The following is a 14,340-nucleotide window of genomic DNA, read 5'->3' on the forward strand; positions in this document are numbered from 1 at the left end:
CAACACACCGCGCGAAGTAGCCAAGTGCGGCGGCGAGAGGGGCCGACACGGCGCCCGGAGATGCTGACACCGTGCCCGGGAACGGCCAACACAGCGGCCAGAGCGGCCGACACACTGCCCGCGGCGGCCGACACGGTGCCCGGAGGGGCCAACACGGCGCCTGGACCGGCCAACACGCTGCCCGGAGTGGCCAACACGCTGACCGCAGCGGCCAACACGCTAACCGGAGTGACCGACGCGGCGGCTGGAGTGGTGGGTTTCGTGTTCCGCTTAGTGCTGTGCGGTAGCCGGGTCGCCGAAGTGGGCGGCTCGGCTGTGTCCGGGGCTCAGCTCCTCCGTCAAGATCGTGTCCAGGTCTCGCGCGGCCCTGCGCAGCGGCCGGCGGACCGTCCACAGCACGGTCAGCGTGGCGAACACGAGGATCACCACCGTGACCCCGAGAGCCGTGTCGGCGAGGAGCAGGATCGTCGCCGCCAGGACCAGGATCGGGGACAGGCCGGTGGTCGAGCGGCGGGCGTGGCGCGGGCGGTGCGTCCATGCACGCAAGCCCGCCTGTCGGTGGTGCGTGGTCATCCGTCCTCCACCCCTGCGCTCCGGCGGGTCGCTACGCTGCGTTCCCGCCATTAGCTCCAAAGTGTCGCAGACGAGGGCGTTCGGATGATCAGTCCAGGACGTGGTGTACCCGAAAGACTGTCCCCCATCGCCCGGTAGGCCGTACATGATCGGGCTGAATGCGCAATCAGGTGAGGTGCGTGTCGGAATAGTTCACCGGATCGGGTGATGGTCTACGGATTCCGTGCCAAAACGTCGTCACTCTGAACAGGACTGTTTAACCGTGGCCGCCACGGGCTATCACCAAGGGTGGCCCCCGAACGGAGCAACGAGACGGCCGTCCACGCCGCGCGCCGGGCGCAGCTGGTGGACGCGGCCATCGACGTGCTCGCCCGCGACGGGTACGCCGCCGCGTCCACCGTGCGGATCGCGCGGGCGGCCGGGGTCAGCCGCGGCGTGCTCACCTACCACTTCCGGGACCGGGCCGACCTGGTCGCCGAGGTCGTCCGGACGGTGTACGCGCTCGCCGGGGCGCAGCTGGGGCCGCGGGTCGTCCGGGCCGGGTCGCCGCGGGCGAGCCTGCTCGCCTTCATCGGCGGCAGCGTCGAGTTCTACGCGGCCTATCCCCGGCACCTGGCCGCGCTCAGCGCCGTCTTCACCGCGCAGGAGCGGGACGGCACCCGGCACCACCAGACCGAGCTGGACGACGTCGGCGCGTTGCTGCGCGCCGGGGTCGAGGCCGGCGAGTTCCGGGCCTTCGACGTCGCGATCATGGCCGGCACGATCCGCGCCGCGCTCGACGCCGCCCTGGTCCGGGTCACCGCCGACCGCACACCCGCCACCGCGGCGCGGGTGCGTGACGAACTGGTCCGCACGTTCGACCTGGCGACCCGAAAGGAAACCCCATGACCGTCCGAGCCCGGATCGCCGGCGCGCTGACCGTGGCGCTGGCCCTGACCGCGGCCGCGTGCTCGAGCCCGCCACCCGACGGGCCGCAGCTGACCGTCGGCACCACCAGCGGTCAGGTGCACGGCCTGGCCACCGCGTCGGCGCGGGAGTTCCTCGGCGTCCGCTACGCGCTCGCGCCGACGGGGGAGCGCCGCTGGACCGCGCCGCAGCCCGCGCCGGCTCCGGCCGGCGTCGTCGACGCGACCCGCCCCGGCGCCCGCTGCTCCCAGGGGACGCAGGCCGCCGGGACGTCCGAGGACTGCCTGTTCCTCAACGTGACGACCCCGCGCGACCAAGCGCCCGGCGAGCGCTTGCCGGTCATGGTGTGGTGGCACGGCGGGGGTTACACCAGCGGCTCCGGCGCCGACTACGACGCCCAGCGGCTGGCCTCGCGCGGGCACGTCGTCGTGGTCACGGTCAACTACCGCCTCGGCGTCTTCGGTTACCTCGGGCTGCCCGGCTTGGCCGGCTCGGGGAACTTCGGCTTCGCCGACCAGCTCGCCGCCACCCACTGGGCGAAGGACAACGCCGCGGCCTTCGGCGGCGACCCGGGCAACCTGACCGTCTTCGGCGAGTCCGCGGGCGGGATGTCGGCGTGCGCGCTGCTCACCTCGCCGCAGGCCGCCGGGCTCGTCCAGCGAGTCGCGATCTCGTCCGGCTCCTGCTTCCTGAACTGGCCCGCCGGCGGGCTGTTCCCCGGCGTCCCGGCGCAGACGCCCTACACCTCGCTGGCCACCGACCAGGCCGACGGCGTCGTGACCGCGAACCAGCTGGGCTGCCCGGGTCCTGGTGCGCTGCAGTGCCTCCGCCGCCTGCCCGCCGACAAGCTGCTGCCGGTGAGCACGGCGTTCTCCGACCACCTCGCCTACGGCACCGACCTGCTGCCGGAGAACCCGCCGGACGCGGTCCGCGCCGGCCGGATCGCCCGGATCCCGGTCCTCTCGGGCGGCAACCACGACGAAGCCCGCTCGTTCACGGGCGGCGCGGCGATGGCCGACCCGTCCTCGATCACCGAGGCGACCTACCCGCAGCTCGTGCGGGCGGCGTTCGGCGTCCGCGCCGCGGACGTCCTCCGGGAGTACCCGCTGCAGCGGTTCCCGACGCCGGTCGAGGCGTTCTCGACGGTGATCACCGACGCGGCGTGGAGCTGTCCGACGCTGGCCGGCAACCAGGCCTTGGCGCGCACGACCAAGGTGTTCCCGTACGAGTTCGCCGAGTCGCACGCGCCGAACGTCAACCAGGTCAACGTGCCCGGCATGGCCCAGGGCGCCGCGCACGCCACCGACACGCCGTACCTGTTCGACCTCGGCGGCAAGAACCTGCTCACCGATCCCGCCCAGGCCCGGCTCGGGGAGCGGATGGTCGGCTACTGGAGCGGCTTCGCCCGCACCGGGACCCCGGCCGCGCCCGGCGCGGCGGACATCGCCGCGGGGACCGCCACCTCGACGAGCGTGCTGAGCCTGACGGCCGCCGGCGGGAACGTCGTCGACAGCGGATCCGACCACCACTGCGGCTTCTGGCCGCGGAACCCCTAGCCCGCCGGAAGTACTGCGCCGAACGTGCGACATGAGTAACGGAGCCGTCGCTCTCGGGGACTGACTTCTCAGTGCCATCGAGGAGCAGACCCGAGCAGCCGGAGGCCGTGGATGCAGATCGACCTGTTCAACGAGATCCAGAACCCCCGGCCGTGGCCCGAAGGCCACGAGCAGCTCAGGTTCGGCCAGGCGATCGAACAGGCCGTTCTCGCGGACGAACTGGGCTACGGGTGCTGGTGGCAGGTCGAGCACCACGGCGCGGGGGAGTTCAGCCTGTCGTCCGCGCCGGAGCTGATGCTGGCGGCGCTTTCCCAGCGCACCAGCCGGATCCGGCTCGGGCACTCTGCGGTGCTCGCGCCGGGCCGGTTCAACCACCCGATCCGCGTCGCCGAGCGCGCCGCGACGCTCGATCACCTCAGCGGCGGCCGGGTGGAGCTCGGCCTGACCCGCTCGACGATCCCCGAGTGGCGCCTGTTCGGCATCGAGCCGGACGACGCCCGCGCCCAGACGCAGGAAGCCTTCGAGATGGTGCCGCGGATGTGGACCTCCGAACGGTTCTCCCACGAGAGCGACGCCTACCGCGTCGACGACGTCGCGATCGCGCCGAAACCCTTGCAGCGGCCCCATCCGCCGCTGTGGCAGGCGGCGGCGAGCGCGTCCTCCTTCGAGGAGGCCGGCCGCCGCGGCGTCGGCGTGCTGGGCACGACGATGTGGGAGTCGCTGGAGCGCGCGGGCCGGCTGATCGGCCTGTACCGGGCGGCGGCCGCGCAGTGCACCGACCCGGTCGGCGCGTTCGTCAACAACCAGGTCGGCTTCTTCACGTTCGTGCACTGCGCGGACACCGACGAGGAGGCGATGCGCAACGGCGCCGCCGCGGCCGCGGCCTGGTACACCGTGACGGCGTTGACGTTCTTCGAGGCGGCGAACGAGTTCGTCCGCCTCAACGCCCGCCAGCAGGAGATCGTGGCGGCACCGGACGGCGGCGGCCTGACGGGCGAGTTCCTGCGCGGCGAGGCGCAGAACGGCCCGACGGACGCGAACCTGCTGATCGCCCGGATCCTGCAAGGGGAATCGGTGCCGGACGACGAGATCTTCGAGGTGCTGAGCGCGCAGGACTCGCTGATCGTCGGCAGCCCGGACACCTGCCGCAAGAAGCTGCAGGCCTACGCCGACCTGGGCATCGACCGGCTGATGTGCCTGCAGCAGATCGGCGGCATCCCGCACGACAAGGTGCTGAAGAGCATCCGCCTGATCGGCGAGCTGATCCCGGACCTGGCCTGAGCTGCCCTGAGCGTCAGGCCGCGGCGCCGAGGTCGTCGAGCACCGGCGGCAGGCCCTCGGCCAGCATCCGGCGGCGGACCCGCTGCAGCAGGCGGGACATGACGAGCCCGCCGACGCCGCGGAAACCGGTGTGCGAGTAGGTGAAGCGGGTGCCCGCGGCGGTGTCCTCGAGGCGGTAGGTGACGAAGCTCGGCTCGTCGGTTTCCTTGTTGCGCCAGGTGAAGCGCAGCAAGGCCGGCGCGTCGGCGGCGAGGACCTCGCAGCGGACGACGCCGTCCCAGCCGGGCACGGGCTTGCCGACGAACCGGAACCGCGTGCCGACCTCGGGGACGAACCCCTCGGGGCGGCCGCCCTGGCCGGTGGACGTCCACCGGGGGACCAGGGCCGGGTCGGTCAGCGCCCGCCACACCCGGTCGCGGGGGTGCGGGTACTCGGTGACGATCTCGAACTCGCTCACGGCGGCGTCCTCTCGTTGTTTACAGTCACCGTATCACTTCAGTGACTGTAAACAACGAGGGATCCGCCGTCAGTTCAGCTTGCGGGTGTCGGCGGGCAGGCCACCGCCGCCGTAGACGTCTTCGGCCAGCTTGGCCAGCGCCGTCAGCGCGACGTTCTGGCTCCACGGCCCGTACGACACCCGGGAGACGCCGAGCTTCTGCGCGACGGCCAGCGGGATCGAGCCCGGGATGCCGATCAGGTTGACCTTGCGCTCACCGAGCGCCTCGACCAGGCGGCCGACCTGGGTCTCGTCGAGCTTGCCGGGAGCGAAGAAATTCGACGCGCCCGCGTCGAGGTAGGCGCGGCCGCGGGTGATCGCCTCGGTCAGCGCCTCCTCTTGGTCGCCGATCTTGAGGAACGCGTCGGTGCGGGCGTTGAGCACGAAGTCGACGCCGGCCGACTGCGCCGCGGCGACGGCCGCCTCGACCGCCTTGACCGACTCGGCGAGCGGCTTCATCTGGTCTTCGAGGTTCGCCCCGACGGCGCCGGCCTCGATGGCCCGGGCGATGGTGCCGCCCGGGTCGCCGTAGCCGGCTTCGAGGTCGGCGGAGACGGGCAGGTCGCCCGCCGTGCGCACGATCAGGGCGACTTCGGCGATCATCTCGTCGCGCGGGATCTTTTCGCCGTCCGGGTAGCCGCGGGAGGCGGCGATGCCGTGGCTCGGGGTGGCGAGGGCCTGCGTGCCCGGCGTCTCGGCGACGACCTTCGTCGTGATCGCGTCCCAGACGTTGACGACGAGCAGCAGTTCCGGAGCCGCGTGCAGCTCCTGCAAGCGCTTGGCCTTGTCGGCGGTGGAAGTCATGTCCCCCAATGTAGGAGGAGAGCGCGACGACGGCGAATGCTATCGTCGCGGATGCTTTCGAAAGAGGCCTCGCCGGGTGACGCCGAGGAGATCGCCGGACCCCTCACCCGCGCCGCCATCTTCTTGCTGCTGCGGATCGACTTCGGCGGCGAGGACGTCGTCAAGGACCTGCTGGCGGACCTGCCCGGGTTGCGGCGGTCCGTCGGGTTCCGGTCGCTGACCGGCGGCCTTTCCTGCCTGGCCGGGATCGGCTCCGCCGCCTGGGACCGGGTCTACGGCGGCCCGCGCCCGGCCGAGCTGCACGAGCTGCCCGTGTTCAAGGGTGAGCGCCACGAAAGCGTGACGAGTGACGCCGACCTCCTGTTCCACTTCCGCGCCGACCGGATGGACCTCTGCTTCGAGCTGGAGACGCTGATCATGGCGCGGCTCGCCGGTGCGGTCACCGTCGTCGACGAGGTGCAGGGCTTCCGCTACTTCGACGCGCGTGACGTGCTGGGCTTCGTCGACGGCACCGAGAACCCGACCGGCCGCGCTGCCCGGGCCGCGGTGTACGTCGACGACGACGGCGGGTTCGACGGCGGCAGCTACGTCGTCGTCCAGAAGTACCTGCACGACATGACGGCGTGGAACGCGCTGTCCACCGAGGAGCAGGAGCGGGTGATCGGCCGGCGCAAACTGTCCGATGTGGAGCTTTCGGACGCGGAGAAGCCGAGCGACTCCCACATCGCGCTCAACGTGATCACCGACGACGACGGCAACGAGCTGGACATCCTGCGCGACAACATGCCGTTCGGCCGCCCGGCGTACGGCGAGTTCGGCACCTACTTCATCGGCTACGCGAAGTCGCCCGTGGTGATCGAGCGGATGCTGGAGAACATGTTCGTCGGGTCGCCGCCCGGGAACCACGACCGCATCCTCGACTTCTCGACCCCGCACACCGGCGCGTTGCTGTACGTGCCGACGGCGGACTTCCTGGAGAACCCGCCCGAGCCCGAAGCCGAAGCGGAAGAACAGGCAGCAGCACCGGAAGCGGAACCCGAAACAGCGCCGGAACCCGACGACTCGCTCGGCATCGGCGGCCTCCGGGAGGCCGCCGCGCCGTCAGCGGGTGTCAGTTGGTTTCGAGAGTGAGGCCGTAGCGGTCCAGCACCTCCCGCACGGGCTGGAAGAACGTGTCGCCGCCGGTCTCGCAGTCCCCGGACCCGCCGGACGTCATGCCCTGGGCCTGCACCAGCTTGGTGCCGGACCCCGCGGCGGGACGGCTGACGAACGAGCCGCCCGAGTCGCCGGGTTCGGCGCAGGCGTCGGTGTGCGTGAGCCCGTACACGAGGTTGCCGTCGCCGTAGTTCACGGCCTGGTCGAGTGCGATGACGCGACCGCACTGCCAGTGGGTGGTGATGCCGGACCGGCAGATGCGCCCGCCGACTCCGACGACGTCCGTGCCGTCGATCCGCACGTCGGTGCCGTCTTCATAGCGGTCCACCCGCGGCGGCGTCGAGACGGCGTCACTGGTCACCTTGACGGTGCCGTAGTCGTTGTCGGGGAACGACGATTTCGCGACCTTGCCGATGGGCCCGCCGACGCCGCTGACCGCGCCGCCGAGTTCCGTGCAGTGCCCGGCGGTGATGACGAAGTGGACGTCGCTGTCGTTGTAGGCGTTGAACCCGATCGAACAGGCGCCGCCGTTGAAGTAGAGGCCATGCCCGCCGACGGCGTCCCACAGCGGCCGCGGCGCCCGGTCGACGCGTTCCACCCGCACCGGCGCGCCACCCGCGGTGGCCCACGCGACGCCCGCGGGGTCGCCGCCCACCACGCTCACGACGACCTCGTTGGCGGGCGCGTCGACGTACCAGCCGGCGACCGAGTCGGGTACGCCGGTGGATCTGCGATCCAGCGTCGACTGGACGTCCTTCATCTCGGACGCGCTGTGCCGCACCACTTTCGGCGTCGCCCCGGCGGCGCGGATCTGCGCCGCGCGGGCCGCGTCGGTGGTGCCGACGACCAGGCCGCCGGTGGTGGTGTCCAGCCAGGACAGCCCGAACGCGCTGCCCAGGGAGCCGCCGAGCGCGTGCTGGGCGGCGGCCAGCGCGGCCGGGCCGGCGGCTTCGGTCAACGGCGCGGCGGCCGCCGAGGCCGGGGTCGCGAAAGCGGTGGCCGCGGCCGCGGCGCCGACGAGGGCGGCCACGGTGCGCAGGGGTCGTCGGATCACGAGAACCTCCAGGAGTCGTGGGTGCGAGAACCGCACCCGTCAATCGACGTTACGCAGTACCGGGAAAGCCGGATAGCTGCCATTTGAGTAGGTCTCGCAATTCCCCTTTCCGGCGCAACGGGCCAGGTTGCGGGCATGTCGATCGTCACTCCTGTGAGTGATCACCGCGATTGGTGACGCCCCGCCTGGTCGCTTCACGCGCGACAATCCGCGACGTTTTACGCGGCATTCGGGAATTGTTTCTTCGCGGCGAGCCACCGCTTTCTCACCTGATCGTGGCCAAAACTTGGGTTCGGTAGCAGCCGGGCCCGCGCAGGCTGGGGACGTCTCGAGGACAGGAGGTGGTTGCGGTGAACGCGAAGTATCGGGCCCGGCACGAGCGCCCGCAGCGGTGGCACGGGCACCCGGTGGTGCTCACGGCCCTGATCGTGGCTTCGGTCGCGACCGTGGCGCTGGGCGTGCCGGCCGGGCTCGGGTTCGGCGGGGTCGTGGCGCAGTTCCGGACCATGGCGATCGACAGCATCTTCGACGACCGCGGCGACGCGGACCCGCCGTACGTGGTCGTCTGGGGCACCCTGGGCGTCTTCGGCTGTGTCTTCACGGCCGGCCTCGCCGGGGCCGCCGCGCGGCGCTACCGGGGACGGCCGGCGAGGCCCGTGTTCCCGGCCGTCCTGGCGCTGGCGGGCGGCACCGTCGGCGTGTGGATGTCGGCGCGGGAGTGGCTCCCGCCGCTCGCCGTCGGCACCGCCGTCGACCCGGTGTTCCACCAGGACGAGCCGTGGGGTTTCTGGGGCTGGCTCTGCTACTACGCCGACTGGTGGGTGCCCGCATTGATGCTCGTGGTGACCCTGCTGGTGCTCGGCCACGCCGTGACCGGCCGCCGCCGCTACACCGAGCGGAGTACGTCGTGATCAAGTTCGTCCGCGGGTTCCTGACCGGTGCCGTCATCGGGGTGACGGTGAGCGCCTTCGTCACCGGCATCATCATCGAAAACGTCCCGCTGATCCTCGCGGGCGTCGGACTTCCCTTCGCCTACGGCCTTCTCCGGTTCGTCGCCGGGATGCCGCGGCGGGCGCGGGAGGCGGCGGTCGTGCCGCGCGTGGCGCTCGCGAAGATCGAGAGCCTGCGCGCCGGCGGCACGGAGACGGGTGACGTGCCGGTCCGGTTCGACCTCACGATCGCCCCGCACGGCGAGCCGTCGTTCCGCGCCGAAGCCTGCCTCGACGTCAACCTGGTCGACCTGCCGGGCTACCGGCCGGGTGACGTCCTGGTCGTCGCGTACCCGCCGGACCGGCCGTGGAAGGCCCGGATCGTCGAGCCGGACGCGGAATGGGCGCGCCGCGCGGCCGGCGCCACCCTGGCGTCCGCGCCCGAGTCCACTGTGGCCCGGAAGCCGTCGACGGGCGCCGGGCCCGGCTTTCTCGTCCTCCTCGGGCTCCTGGTCGGCGCGGCCGTGGTCGTCCTGCAGTTCCGCGCCGAGCTGTTCGCCCCGGCGGCGGAAGCCTCCGAAGCCTCCTCCGCCGCCGAACCCACGTCGGTCACGTCCTCCTCGGGCTCGGCCACGGTCACCGTCGGCCCGGGACAGTCCCTGGCGGACGCGGGCGAGCTGCGCCGCGCCGTCGACGGCCTGGCGCAGCACGCGGACGTCGCCAAGGTGCTCACCGCGGTCGTCGAGGAGCACCGCCTGTCGGTGGTGTTCGCGCCGACCGGCGTCACGGTCCCGTCGTTCGACCTGCGCGCTCTGCCGGTCGACCGCGTCCCGGCTCTGGTGGCGAAGGCCCGGAGCACCCTGGAGGTCGGCGCACCGCAGACGTGGCAGGTGACGGTGGTCCCGTTCGCGGGCGCGGTGACCCTGCGGATCGTGGTCACCGGCCCGGACGGCAGCGCGTCCCTCGGCGGCTGAGTCAGAAGCCGATGGCCTCACGCAGCAACAGGATCGTGACGCGGCCGGGACCTTCCGCGTTGAGGACCAGCAGGCGGTTGATCGCGCTCGGCTGGCCGTAGACCGCTTGGGCGCGGGCGCTTTCCAGCGGCAGCGCGTGCTCTTCGAGGCGGCGCAACGCGGTCGCCGTGTCGGGGACCACCTTCTGCGCCCCGACGACCCAGATCGCCCGGCCCGCGCCGCCGGCGTAGGCGGGCACCTGACTGCCGCTGCCCGACGCGACCACCACGGAACCGGTCTCGGTGACCGCCGCGACGCTGCCCACCACGAAGTCCGGCGTGGCGATCAGCCGGCGGATGTCGTCGGCCCGGGTGGCGCGGTCCATCGCCAGGACCCGCGGCTTGACGGCGTCGTACCGGCCGCCGGTGTTGAGGTCCTCTTCGATGCCGGACAGCCGGGTCGTCTCGCTGGCCGAGGTGAACACGCTGGCACCGGCCGGGACGAGCTCGCGGACGCGGTCGCGCGCGGCGGCGACGTCGTCGAGGATCTCCACGGCGAAGCCGTGTTCCTTCAGTGCGGTAGCCGCTCGCTCCAGGCTCGCCGCGGGCGCGGCGGCGGTGAACGGGGTCATGGTTCCTCCTGCGGGGTCGTGTCACAACGAAGCCGTGGGGTTCGTCAGGACTACGACCAAGCAGCACCGCGGAATGTGAGGCGACCCGATGACCCGGCCCGACCCGATCACGAGCGAACGGCGGCACCTGACCAGCCTCGGCTACCGGCTCCTCGGCTCGCTGGCCGACGCCGAGGACGTCGTCCAGGAGACCTTCGCCCGCTGGTACGCGCTGTCCGCGCGGGAGCGGGACGCGATCGCGTCACCCGGTGCCTGGCTGACGACGGTCGCCGGCCGGATCTGCCTGACCCAGCTCGCTTCCGCGCGCGTGCGGCGCGAGGCGTACGTGGGGGACTGGATCCCGGAGCCGCTGCCGGGGAGCACGGAGTGGATCGACGTGGACCCGGCGGACCGGGTCACCCTCGACGAGTCGGTCGACATGGCCTTCCTCGTCGTCCTCGAGGCGATGACCCCGGCCGAGCGCGTCGCGTTCGTCCTGCACGACGTCTACCGCTACCCGTTCGCCGAAGTGGCCGGGATCGTCGGCCGGTCGGCGGCGGCGTGCCGGCAGCTGGCCTCGTCGGCGCGCCGGCGGATCCAGGCGTCGCGCCCACCCGTGGCCACCCCGACCGGCAAGCAGGCGGACCTCGTCCGGAGCTTCAAGGCGGCCTGGGAGGCCCAGGACATCGCGGCGCTGGTCGGCCTGCTCGACCCCGGCGTCACGGCGACCGCCGACGGCGGGGGGCTGGCGACCGCCCGCCTCGAACCGGTGTACGGCGGCGAAGCGGTCGCGCGCGCCTGTGTCGCGATCCTGGACGTGCTGCCCGGCATGACCTTCCGCGAGACCACCGTCAACGGCCGGCCCGGCCTGCTCTCCCAGCAGGACGGCGTCACCGTGACGGTGTTCGCGTTCGACGTCGAGGGTGACCGGATCAAGCACATCTGGGCGGTGCGCAACCCCGAGAAGCTGCGCGCCTGGACGGCGGCCTGAGCGTCAGCGGGCCGGGGGAGCGACGGCGGCGTCGGGCCGGCCCGCGCGCCGCAACGCGTCGGCGACGAACCCGCTCGCTTTCAGCTCCTCGACGACGTCGTGCAGGAACGCGACGGTCTCGGGGCGGCGGTCCTTGCCCGTGCCGACGGCCTGCTCGATCCGCATGAACCGCTCGGGGACGACTCGGACGCCGGGGTGCGCGGCGGCGTAGGCGGTCATCGGCTGCCGGATGCCGGCCGCGGCTTCGAGGCCCTCGGTCTCGAACGTCGTGACGCCTTCGTCGCCGCGCACGACGGTCGCGTGCTCCAGCGTGCGGGAGAGGAACAAGTCGTAGGCGGAGCCCTGCTTCACGCCGATCCGGACGTCCGGCCGGTCGACGTCGGCCGGGGTGGTGAGCGCCGAGCCGCGCGGCACCACGTACACGCCCTCGATGACGACGTACGGCGCGGTGAACGCGACCTCCGTCGCGCGGGCCGGGTCGATCGCCAGGAAGCAGAGGTCGGCGGCGCCGGAGGCCAAGGCGTCGAACGACTTCCGCGCCGCGTCGAAGCAGGCGAACTCCACCGGGACGGCCAGCCGCGCGGCGACCTCGCGCGCGATGTCGACCGTGACGCCGGTGGGCGCGTCCGGCGTGCCCTGGGCGAGCACGGCGTTGCCCAGGTTGATCGAGGCGCGCAGGACGCCGGTCGGGGCGAGGTCTCCGGCGATCGGCGTTCCCATGGCCGGGACCCTAGCGGCGGGCCGGCTGAGATCCAGGTCACGTCCACCTCACTCGGCGCGACGCCGCCACGCCCGGCTGCCATCCTGTGCCGGCTGGGTCGAGCGTGGATGAGAGGAGCAGTCCGTGGGCATCATCGGCTGGATCGTGCTGGGGCTCATCGCCGGCGTGATCGCGAAGATCCTCATGCCGGGCAAGGACCCCGGCGGCTGCATCATCACGATCCTGCTCGGCGTCGGCGGCGCGTTCGTCGGCGGCTGGGTGGGCAAGACGCTCTTCCACACCGACCTCGGCACGTTCTTCGACCTGCGCACCTGGGGTCTCGCCGTGCTGGGCGCGCTGATCATCCTGGTCGGCTACCGCTTGATCTTCGGCAGCCGCCGAGACTGAGGTGCTTGACGCGCAAAGGTAACTCGCTTACCTTTTTGGGATGACCACTTTTCCCTTTGCCGCGCGCCTGGGCGCCCGGCTGCTGCAGGCTTCGTTCTCGGTGATCGGCTCGGTGCCGAAGGAACTGCGGGACCGGCTGCGGGACCTCGGCCCCGGCATCGCCGACCCCGCGGAGATCCGGGTGCCGACCCGGCACGGCGACGTCCGTTGCCTCGTCTACCGCCCGGCACCCGGGCCGGAGACGCCGCCGGTGTACGTCGAGTTCCACGGAGGCGCCTTCATCGTCCGCGCGCCGGAGCAGGACGATCACCTCTGCCGCTACGTCGCGGCCCGGACCGGTGCGGTGGTCGTCAACGTCGACTACGACACGGCGCCCCGGGTGCGGTACCCGGTCGCCGAGGAGCAGGCCTACGACGTCGCCGCGTGGGTCGCCCGCCACGGCGCCGAGCACGGCTGGGACGGCGGGCGGCTCGCCGTCGGCGGGATGAGCGCGGGGGCCAAGCTCGCGGTGAACGTCTGCCAGCAGGCGCGGGACAGCGGTGCCTTCCGGCCGCTCGCCCTGGTGAGCGGCTACGGCGCGACGGACGTGACGGTGGCGCCGGGCGAGCGCACGTCGCCGGAGAAGCACCCGGCGGTCGCGCCCTGGTTGCTGAACCTGATGTACCGGACGTACTTCGCCGACGCCGGACGCCGGAGCGAGCCGCTCGCGTCACCCGCGCTCGACGACGACCTGGCCGGGTTCCCGCCGGCGCTGGTGATGACCGCGGAACTGGACACCATGGCGGCCGAGAGCGACCGGTTCGCGGCCCGGCTGGCGCGGGCCGGCGTCCCGGTGACGCACGAGCGGTTCGCGGGCGTCGACCACGGGTTCACCCACGGCAAGCCGGTCGGCGTCGCGGTCGCCGCGCTCGACGCGGTGGCCGCGCACCTCACGAAGGCGTTCGCGATCGTTCGGGAAACGTGAACCGGTGTGCGAGAGTGGCCGATGTGGACGAACCGACCGCGCGTGAACCGGCTTCGGTGGCCGACCTCGCCCAGGTGCGGGCGTGGACGGTCACCGCGTCGAAGGGCTGGTGGCTCACCGCCGAGCGCACCGTCGACGCGCACGGCCGGCGTTGGGTCGTCGGGCTGACCCCGACCGCCGGCGGGGCGACCGCGTTGATGCTCTGGTGCGACGACGTCGTGGTGTCCCACCGGCGCGGCCCCGAACGCGCGCTCTGCGGGCTGGCGGTGCGCTGGGTGACGAACCTCCTCGCGGGCCGGCCGTGGGACGCCGGGTGATCCACTAGAGTGGGCGTCAGCCTGGGGGCCGCTACGCACGAGGAGAAACCGTGGCGACCACCACCACCACCACCGAAACACCGCACTGGACGATCGGCACCGCCGGTGACATCGCCACCTTCACCCGGGTCCGGTCCGCGCCGGGAGACCCGCGCGTGTGGAGCGGCCGGGGGCTCGCGCTGCCGGAGGCCGATCTGCCCACCTTCGGGAAGGCGCTCGGCGAGGTCATGAAGCTGCCGGTCTACTGGTCGGCGCGGGCCCGCGCCGAGGATCGCTCGGCGGGCGAGCAGGACGTGTGGTCGGCGCCGCGGCACGACCCCGACGACGGTTTCGTGCACATCGCGGGTCCGTGCCACCTTCCGGCGGAGCAGCCCGAAGCGGCTTTCACCCTGAGCTTGGTGCACGTCCGCGGCCTGCGCGTCCGGATCGCGGCGTACCTGCGCGACCGGGAGCTGTGAACTAGAAGGCCTGCTTGGCGAGCAGCCGGAACATCAGCCCGCCGACGAGGAGCAGCAGGCCGAGCAGGAAGAGCACGCCGATGCCGAGGACCAGCCCGCTCGCGCCGAGGGTGATGCCGATGATGACCACGAACCGCTCCTTCTCCGCGGGACGCGTCCCGCGTCCGGCCGGAGGCTGGCTACCC

At 72.5% G+C, this 14,340-nt stretch carries 18 protein-coding genes; 11 read left to right on the forward strand and 7 right to left on the reverse strand.

What is annotated here, in order from left to right:
• Nucleotides 1-270 precede the first annotated feature (270 nt).
• The gene (locus tag MUY22_RS33915) at nucleotides 271-573 is read right to left on the reverse strand and encodes a hypothetical protein (RefSeq protein WP_247051247.1); all 303 of its coding nucleotides are present in this window, start codon (nucleotides 571-573) and stop codon (nucleotides 271-273) included.
• A 288-nt stretch (nucleotides 574-861) separates the two neighbouring features.
• Between MUY22_RS33915 and MUY22_RS33920 the strand changes: the two genes are divergently transcribed.
• The 3 genes from MUY22_RS33920 to MUY22_RS33930 all read left to right on the forward strand — a co-directional run bounded on the left by MUY22_RS33920 (nucleotide 862) and on the right by MUY22_RS33930 (nucleotide 4,316).
• Nucleotides 862-1,461: a TetR/AcrR family transcriptional regulator gene (locus MUY22_RS33920; protein ID WP_247051248.1), complete on the forward strand. Its 600-nt coding sequence runs from the start codon at nucleotides 862-864 to the stop codon at nucleotides 1,459-1,461.
• Nucleotides 1,458-3,035, forward strand: coding sequence for a carboxylesterase/lipase family protein (locus MUY22_RS33925; RefSeq protein WP_247051249.1), 1,578 nt, complete (start codon nucleotides 1,458-1,460; stop codon nucleotides 3,033-3,035). Before MUY22_RS33920 ends, MUY22_RS33925 begins: the two co-directional genes overlap by 4 nt.
• Nucleotides 3,036-3,146: 111 nt before the next feature.
• The gene (locus MUY22_RS33930) at nucleotides 3,147-4,316 is read left to right on the forward strand and encodes an LLM class flavin-dependent oxidoreductase (protein WP_247051250.1); all 1,170 of its coding nucleotides are present in this window, start codon (nucleotides 3,147-3,149) and stop codon (nucleotides 4,314-4,316) included.
• Between the two features lie 13 nt (nucleotides 4,317-4,329).
• Here MUY22_RS33930 and MUY22_RS33935 read toward each other — a convergent pair whose 3' ends face one another.
• Complete coding sequence (locus tag MUY22_RS33935) at nucleotides 4,330-4,773, reverse strand: SRPBCC domain-containing protein (protein ID WP_247051251.1); 444 nt, start codon at nucleotides 4,771-4,773, stop codon at nucleotides 4,330-4,332.
• Nucleotides 4,774-4,842: 69 nt separating this feature from the next.
• On the reverse strand, nucleotides 4,843-5,616 hold the full coding sequence (locus MUY22_RS33940) for an isocitrate lyase/phosphoenolpyruvate mutase family protein (RefSeq protein ID WP_247051252.1): 774 nt from the start codon (nucleotides 5,614-5,616) through the stop codon (nucleotides 4,843-4,845).
• A 51-nt stretch (nucleotides 5,617-5,667) separates the two neighbouring features.
• Between MUY22_RS33940 and MUY22_RS33945 the strand changes: the two genes are divergently transcribed.
• Entirely contained in the window at nucleotides 5,668-6,747 is a 1,080-nt protein-coding gene (locus tag MUY22_RS33945; RefSeq protein WP_247051253.1) for a Dyp-type peroxidase, read from the forward strand.
• Here MUY22_RS33945 and MUY22_RS33950 read toward each other — a convergent pair.
• Nucleotides 6,728-7,825 carry a S1 family peptidase gene (locus tag MUY22_RS33950; protein WP_247051254.1) on the reverse strand — a complete coding sequence of 366 codons (1,098 nt, stop codon included), beginning with the start codon at nucleotides 7,823-7,825 and terminating at the stop codon, nucleotides 6,728-6,730. The genes MUY22_RS33945 and MUY22_RS33950 overlap by 20 nt on opposite strands.
• 350 nt (nucleotides 7,826-8,175) lie before the next feature.
• On the opposite strand from MUY22_RS33950, the gene MUY22_RS33955 reads away from it, so the two are divergent.
• Together MUY22_RS33955 and MUY22_RS33960 are read left to right on the forward strand one after the other, a co-directional pair.
• Nucleotides 8,176-8,736 (forward strand): hypothetical protein, encoded by a 561-nt coding sequence (locus tag MUY22_RS33955; RefSeq protein ID WP_247051255.1) that lies wholly within the window; start codon nucleotides 8,176-8,178, stop codon nucleotides 8,734-8,736.
• Entirely contained in the window at nucleotides 8,733-9,728 is a 996-nt protein-coding gene (locus MUY22_RS33960) for a DUF3592 domain-containing protein (RefSeq protein ID WP_247051256.1), read from the forward strand. The genes MUY22_RS33955 and MUY22_RS33960 overlap by 4 nt, the downstream gene beginning before the upstream one ends.
• A 1-nt stretch (nucleotide 9,729) precedes the next feature.
• On the opposite strand, the gene MUY22_RS33965 is transcribed toward MUY22_RS33960, so the two are convergent.
• On the reverse strand, nucleotides 9,730-10,338 hold the full coding sequence (locus MUY22_RS33965) for an LUD domain-containing protein (RefSeq protein ID WP_247051257.1): 609 nt from the start codon (nucleotides 10,336-10,338) through the stop codon (nucleotides 9,730-9,732).
• Between the two features lie 88 nt (nucleotides 10,339-10,426).
• Between MUY22_RS33965 and sigJ the strand changes: the two genes are divergently transcribed.
• Nucleotides 10,427-11,308, forward strand: coding sequence for an RNA polymerase sigma factor SigJ (sigJ, locus tag MUY22_RS33970; protein ID WP_247051258.1), 882 nt, complete (start codon nucleotides 10,427-10,429; stop codon nucleotides 11,306-11,308).
• Nucleotides 11,309-11,311: 3 nt separating this feature from the next.
• Here the strand turns inward: sigJ and MUY22_RS33975 are convergent, their stop codons facing one another.
• Entirely contained in the window at nucleotides 11,312-12,028 is a 717-nt protein-coding gene (locus tag MUY22_RS33975) for a transporter substrate-binding domain-containing protein (protein ID WP_247051259.1), read from the reverse strand.
• A 124-nt stretch (nucleotides 12,029-12,152) separates the two neighbouring features.
• Between MUY22_RS33975 and MUY22_RS33980 the strand changes: the two genes are divergently transcribed.
• From MUY22_RS33980 to MUY22_RS33995, 4 genes are read left to right on the forward strand one after another with little or no spacing between them, the layout of a single operon-like run.
• Nucleotides 12,153-12,416, forward strand: coding sequence for a GlsB/YeaQ/YmgE family stress response membrane protein (locus tag MUY22_RS33980; protein ID WP_247051260.1), 264 nt, complete (start codon nucleotides 12,153-12,155; stop codon nucleotides 12,414-12,416).
• Nucleotides 12,417-12,456: 40 nt separating this feature from the next.
• Nucleotides 12,457-13,380, forward strand: a complete 924-nt coding sequence (locus tag MUY22_RS33985; protein ID WP_247051261.1) for an alpha/beta hydrolase — start codon at nucleotides 12,457-12,459, stop codon at nucleotides 13,378-13,380.
• Between the two features lie 23 nt (nucleotides 13,381-13,403).
• Nucleotides 13,404-13,697: a hypothetical protein gene (locus tag MUY22_RS33990; RefSeq protein ID WP_247051262.1), complete on the forward strand. Its 294-nt coding sequence runs from the start codon at nucleotides 13,404-13,406 to the stop codon at nucleotides 13,695-13,697.
• A gap of 50 nt (nucleotides 13,698-13,747) precedes the next feature.
• A complete protein-coding gene (locus MUY22_RS33995; protein WP_247051263.1) occupies nucleotides 13,748-14,155 on the forward strand; it encodes a hypothetical protein in 408 nt (135 codons plus the stop codon).
• Between the two features lies 1 nt (nucleotide 14,156).
• Here the strand turns inward: MUY22_RS33995 and MUY22_RS49545 are convergent, their stop codons facing one another.
• Nucleotides 14,157-14,285, reverse strand: a complete 129-nt coding sequence (locus MUY22_RS49545) for a hypothetical protein (RefSeq protein ID WP_256474735.1) — start codon at nucleotides 14,283-14,285, stop codon at nucleotides 14,157-14,159.
• Between the last annotated feature and the right edge of the window lie 55 nt (nucleotides 14,286-14,340).

Origin of the sequence: Amycolatopsis sp. WQ 127309, assembly GCF_023023025.1 — a bacterium.
In the GTDB taxonomy this organism is placed as follows: Bacteria; Actinomycetota; Actinomycetes; order Mycobacteriales; family Pseudonocardiaceae; genus Amycolatopsis.

Excerpts from the sequence above, each read along its gene's own strand:
- MUY22_RS33945 (WP_247051253.1), top strand. The coding sequence starts at position 5,668 with ATGCTTTCGAAAGAGGCCTCGCCGGGTGACGCCGAGGAGATCGCCGGA.
- MUY22_RS33975 (WP_247051259.1), bottom strand. The coding sequence starts at position 12,028 with ATGGGAACGCCGATCGCCGGAGACCTCGCCCCGACCGGCGTCCTGCGC.
- MUY22_RS33940 (WP_247051252.1), bottom strand. The coding sequence starts at position 5,616 with ATGACTTCCACCGCCGACAAGGCCAAGCGCTTGCAGGAGCTGCACGCG.
- MUY22_RS33930 (WP_247051250.1), top strand. The coding sequence starts at position 3,147 with ATGCAGATCGACCTGTTCAACGAGATCCAGAACCCCCGGCCGTGGCCC.
- MUY22_RS33925 (WP_247051249.1), top strand. The coding sequence starts at position 1,458 with ATGACCGTCCGAGCCCGGATCGCCGGCGCGCTGACCGTGGCGCTGGCC.
- MUY22_RS33965 (WP_247051257.1), bottom strand. The coding sequence starts at position 10,338 with ATGACCCCGTTCACCGCCGCCGCGCCCGCGGCGAGCCTGGAGCGAGCG.
- MUY22_RS33985 (WP_247051261.1), top strand. The coding sequence starts at position 12,457 with ATGACCACTTTTCCCTTTGCCGCGCGCCTGGGCGCCCGGCTGCTGCAG.
- sigJ (WP_247051258.1), top strand. The coding sequence starts at position 10,427 with ATGACCCGGCCCGACCCGATCACGAGCGAACGGCGGCACCTGACCAGC.
- MUY22_RS33915 (WP_247051247.1), bottom strand. The coding sequence starts at position 573 with ATGACCACGCACCACCGACAGGCGGGCTTGCGTGCATGGACGCACCGC.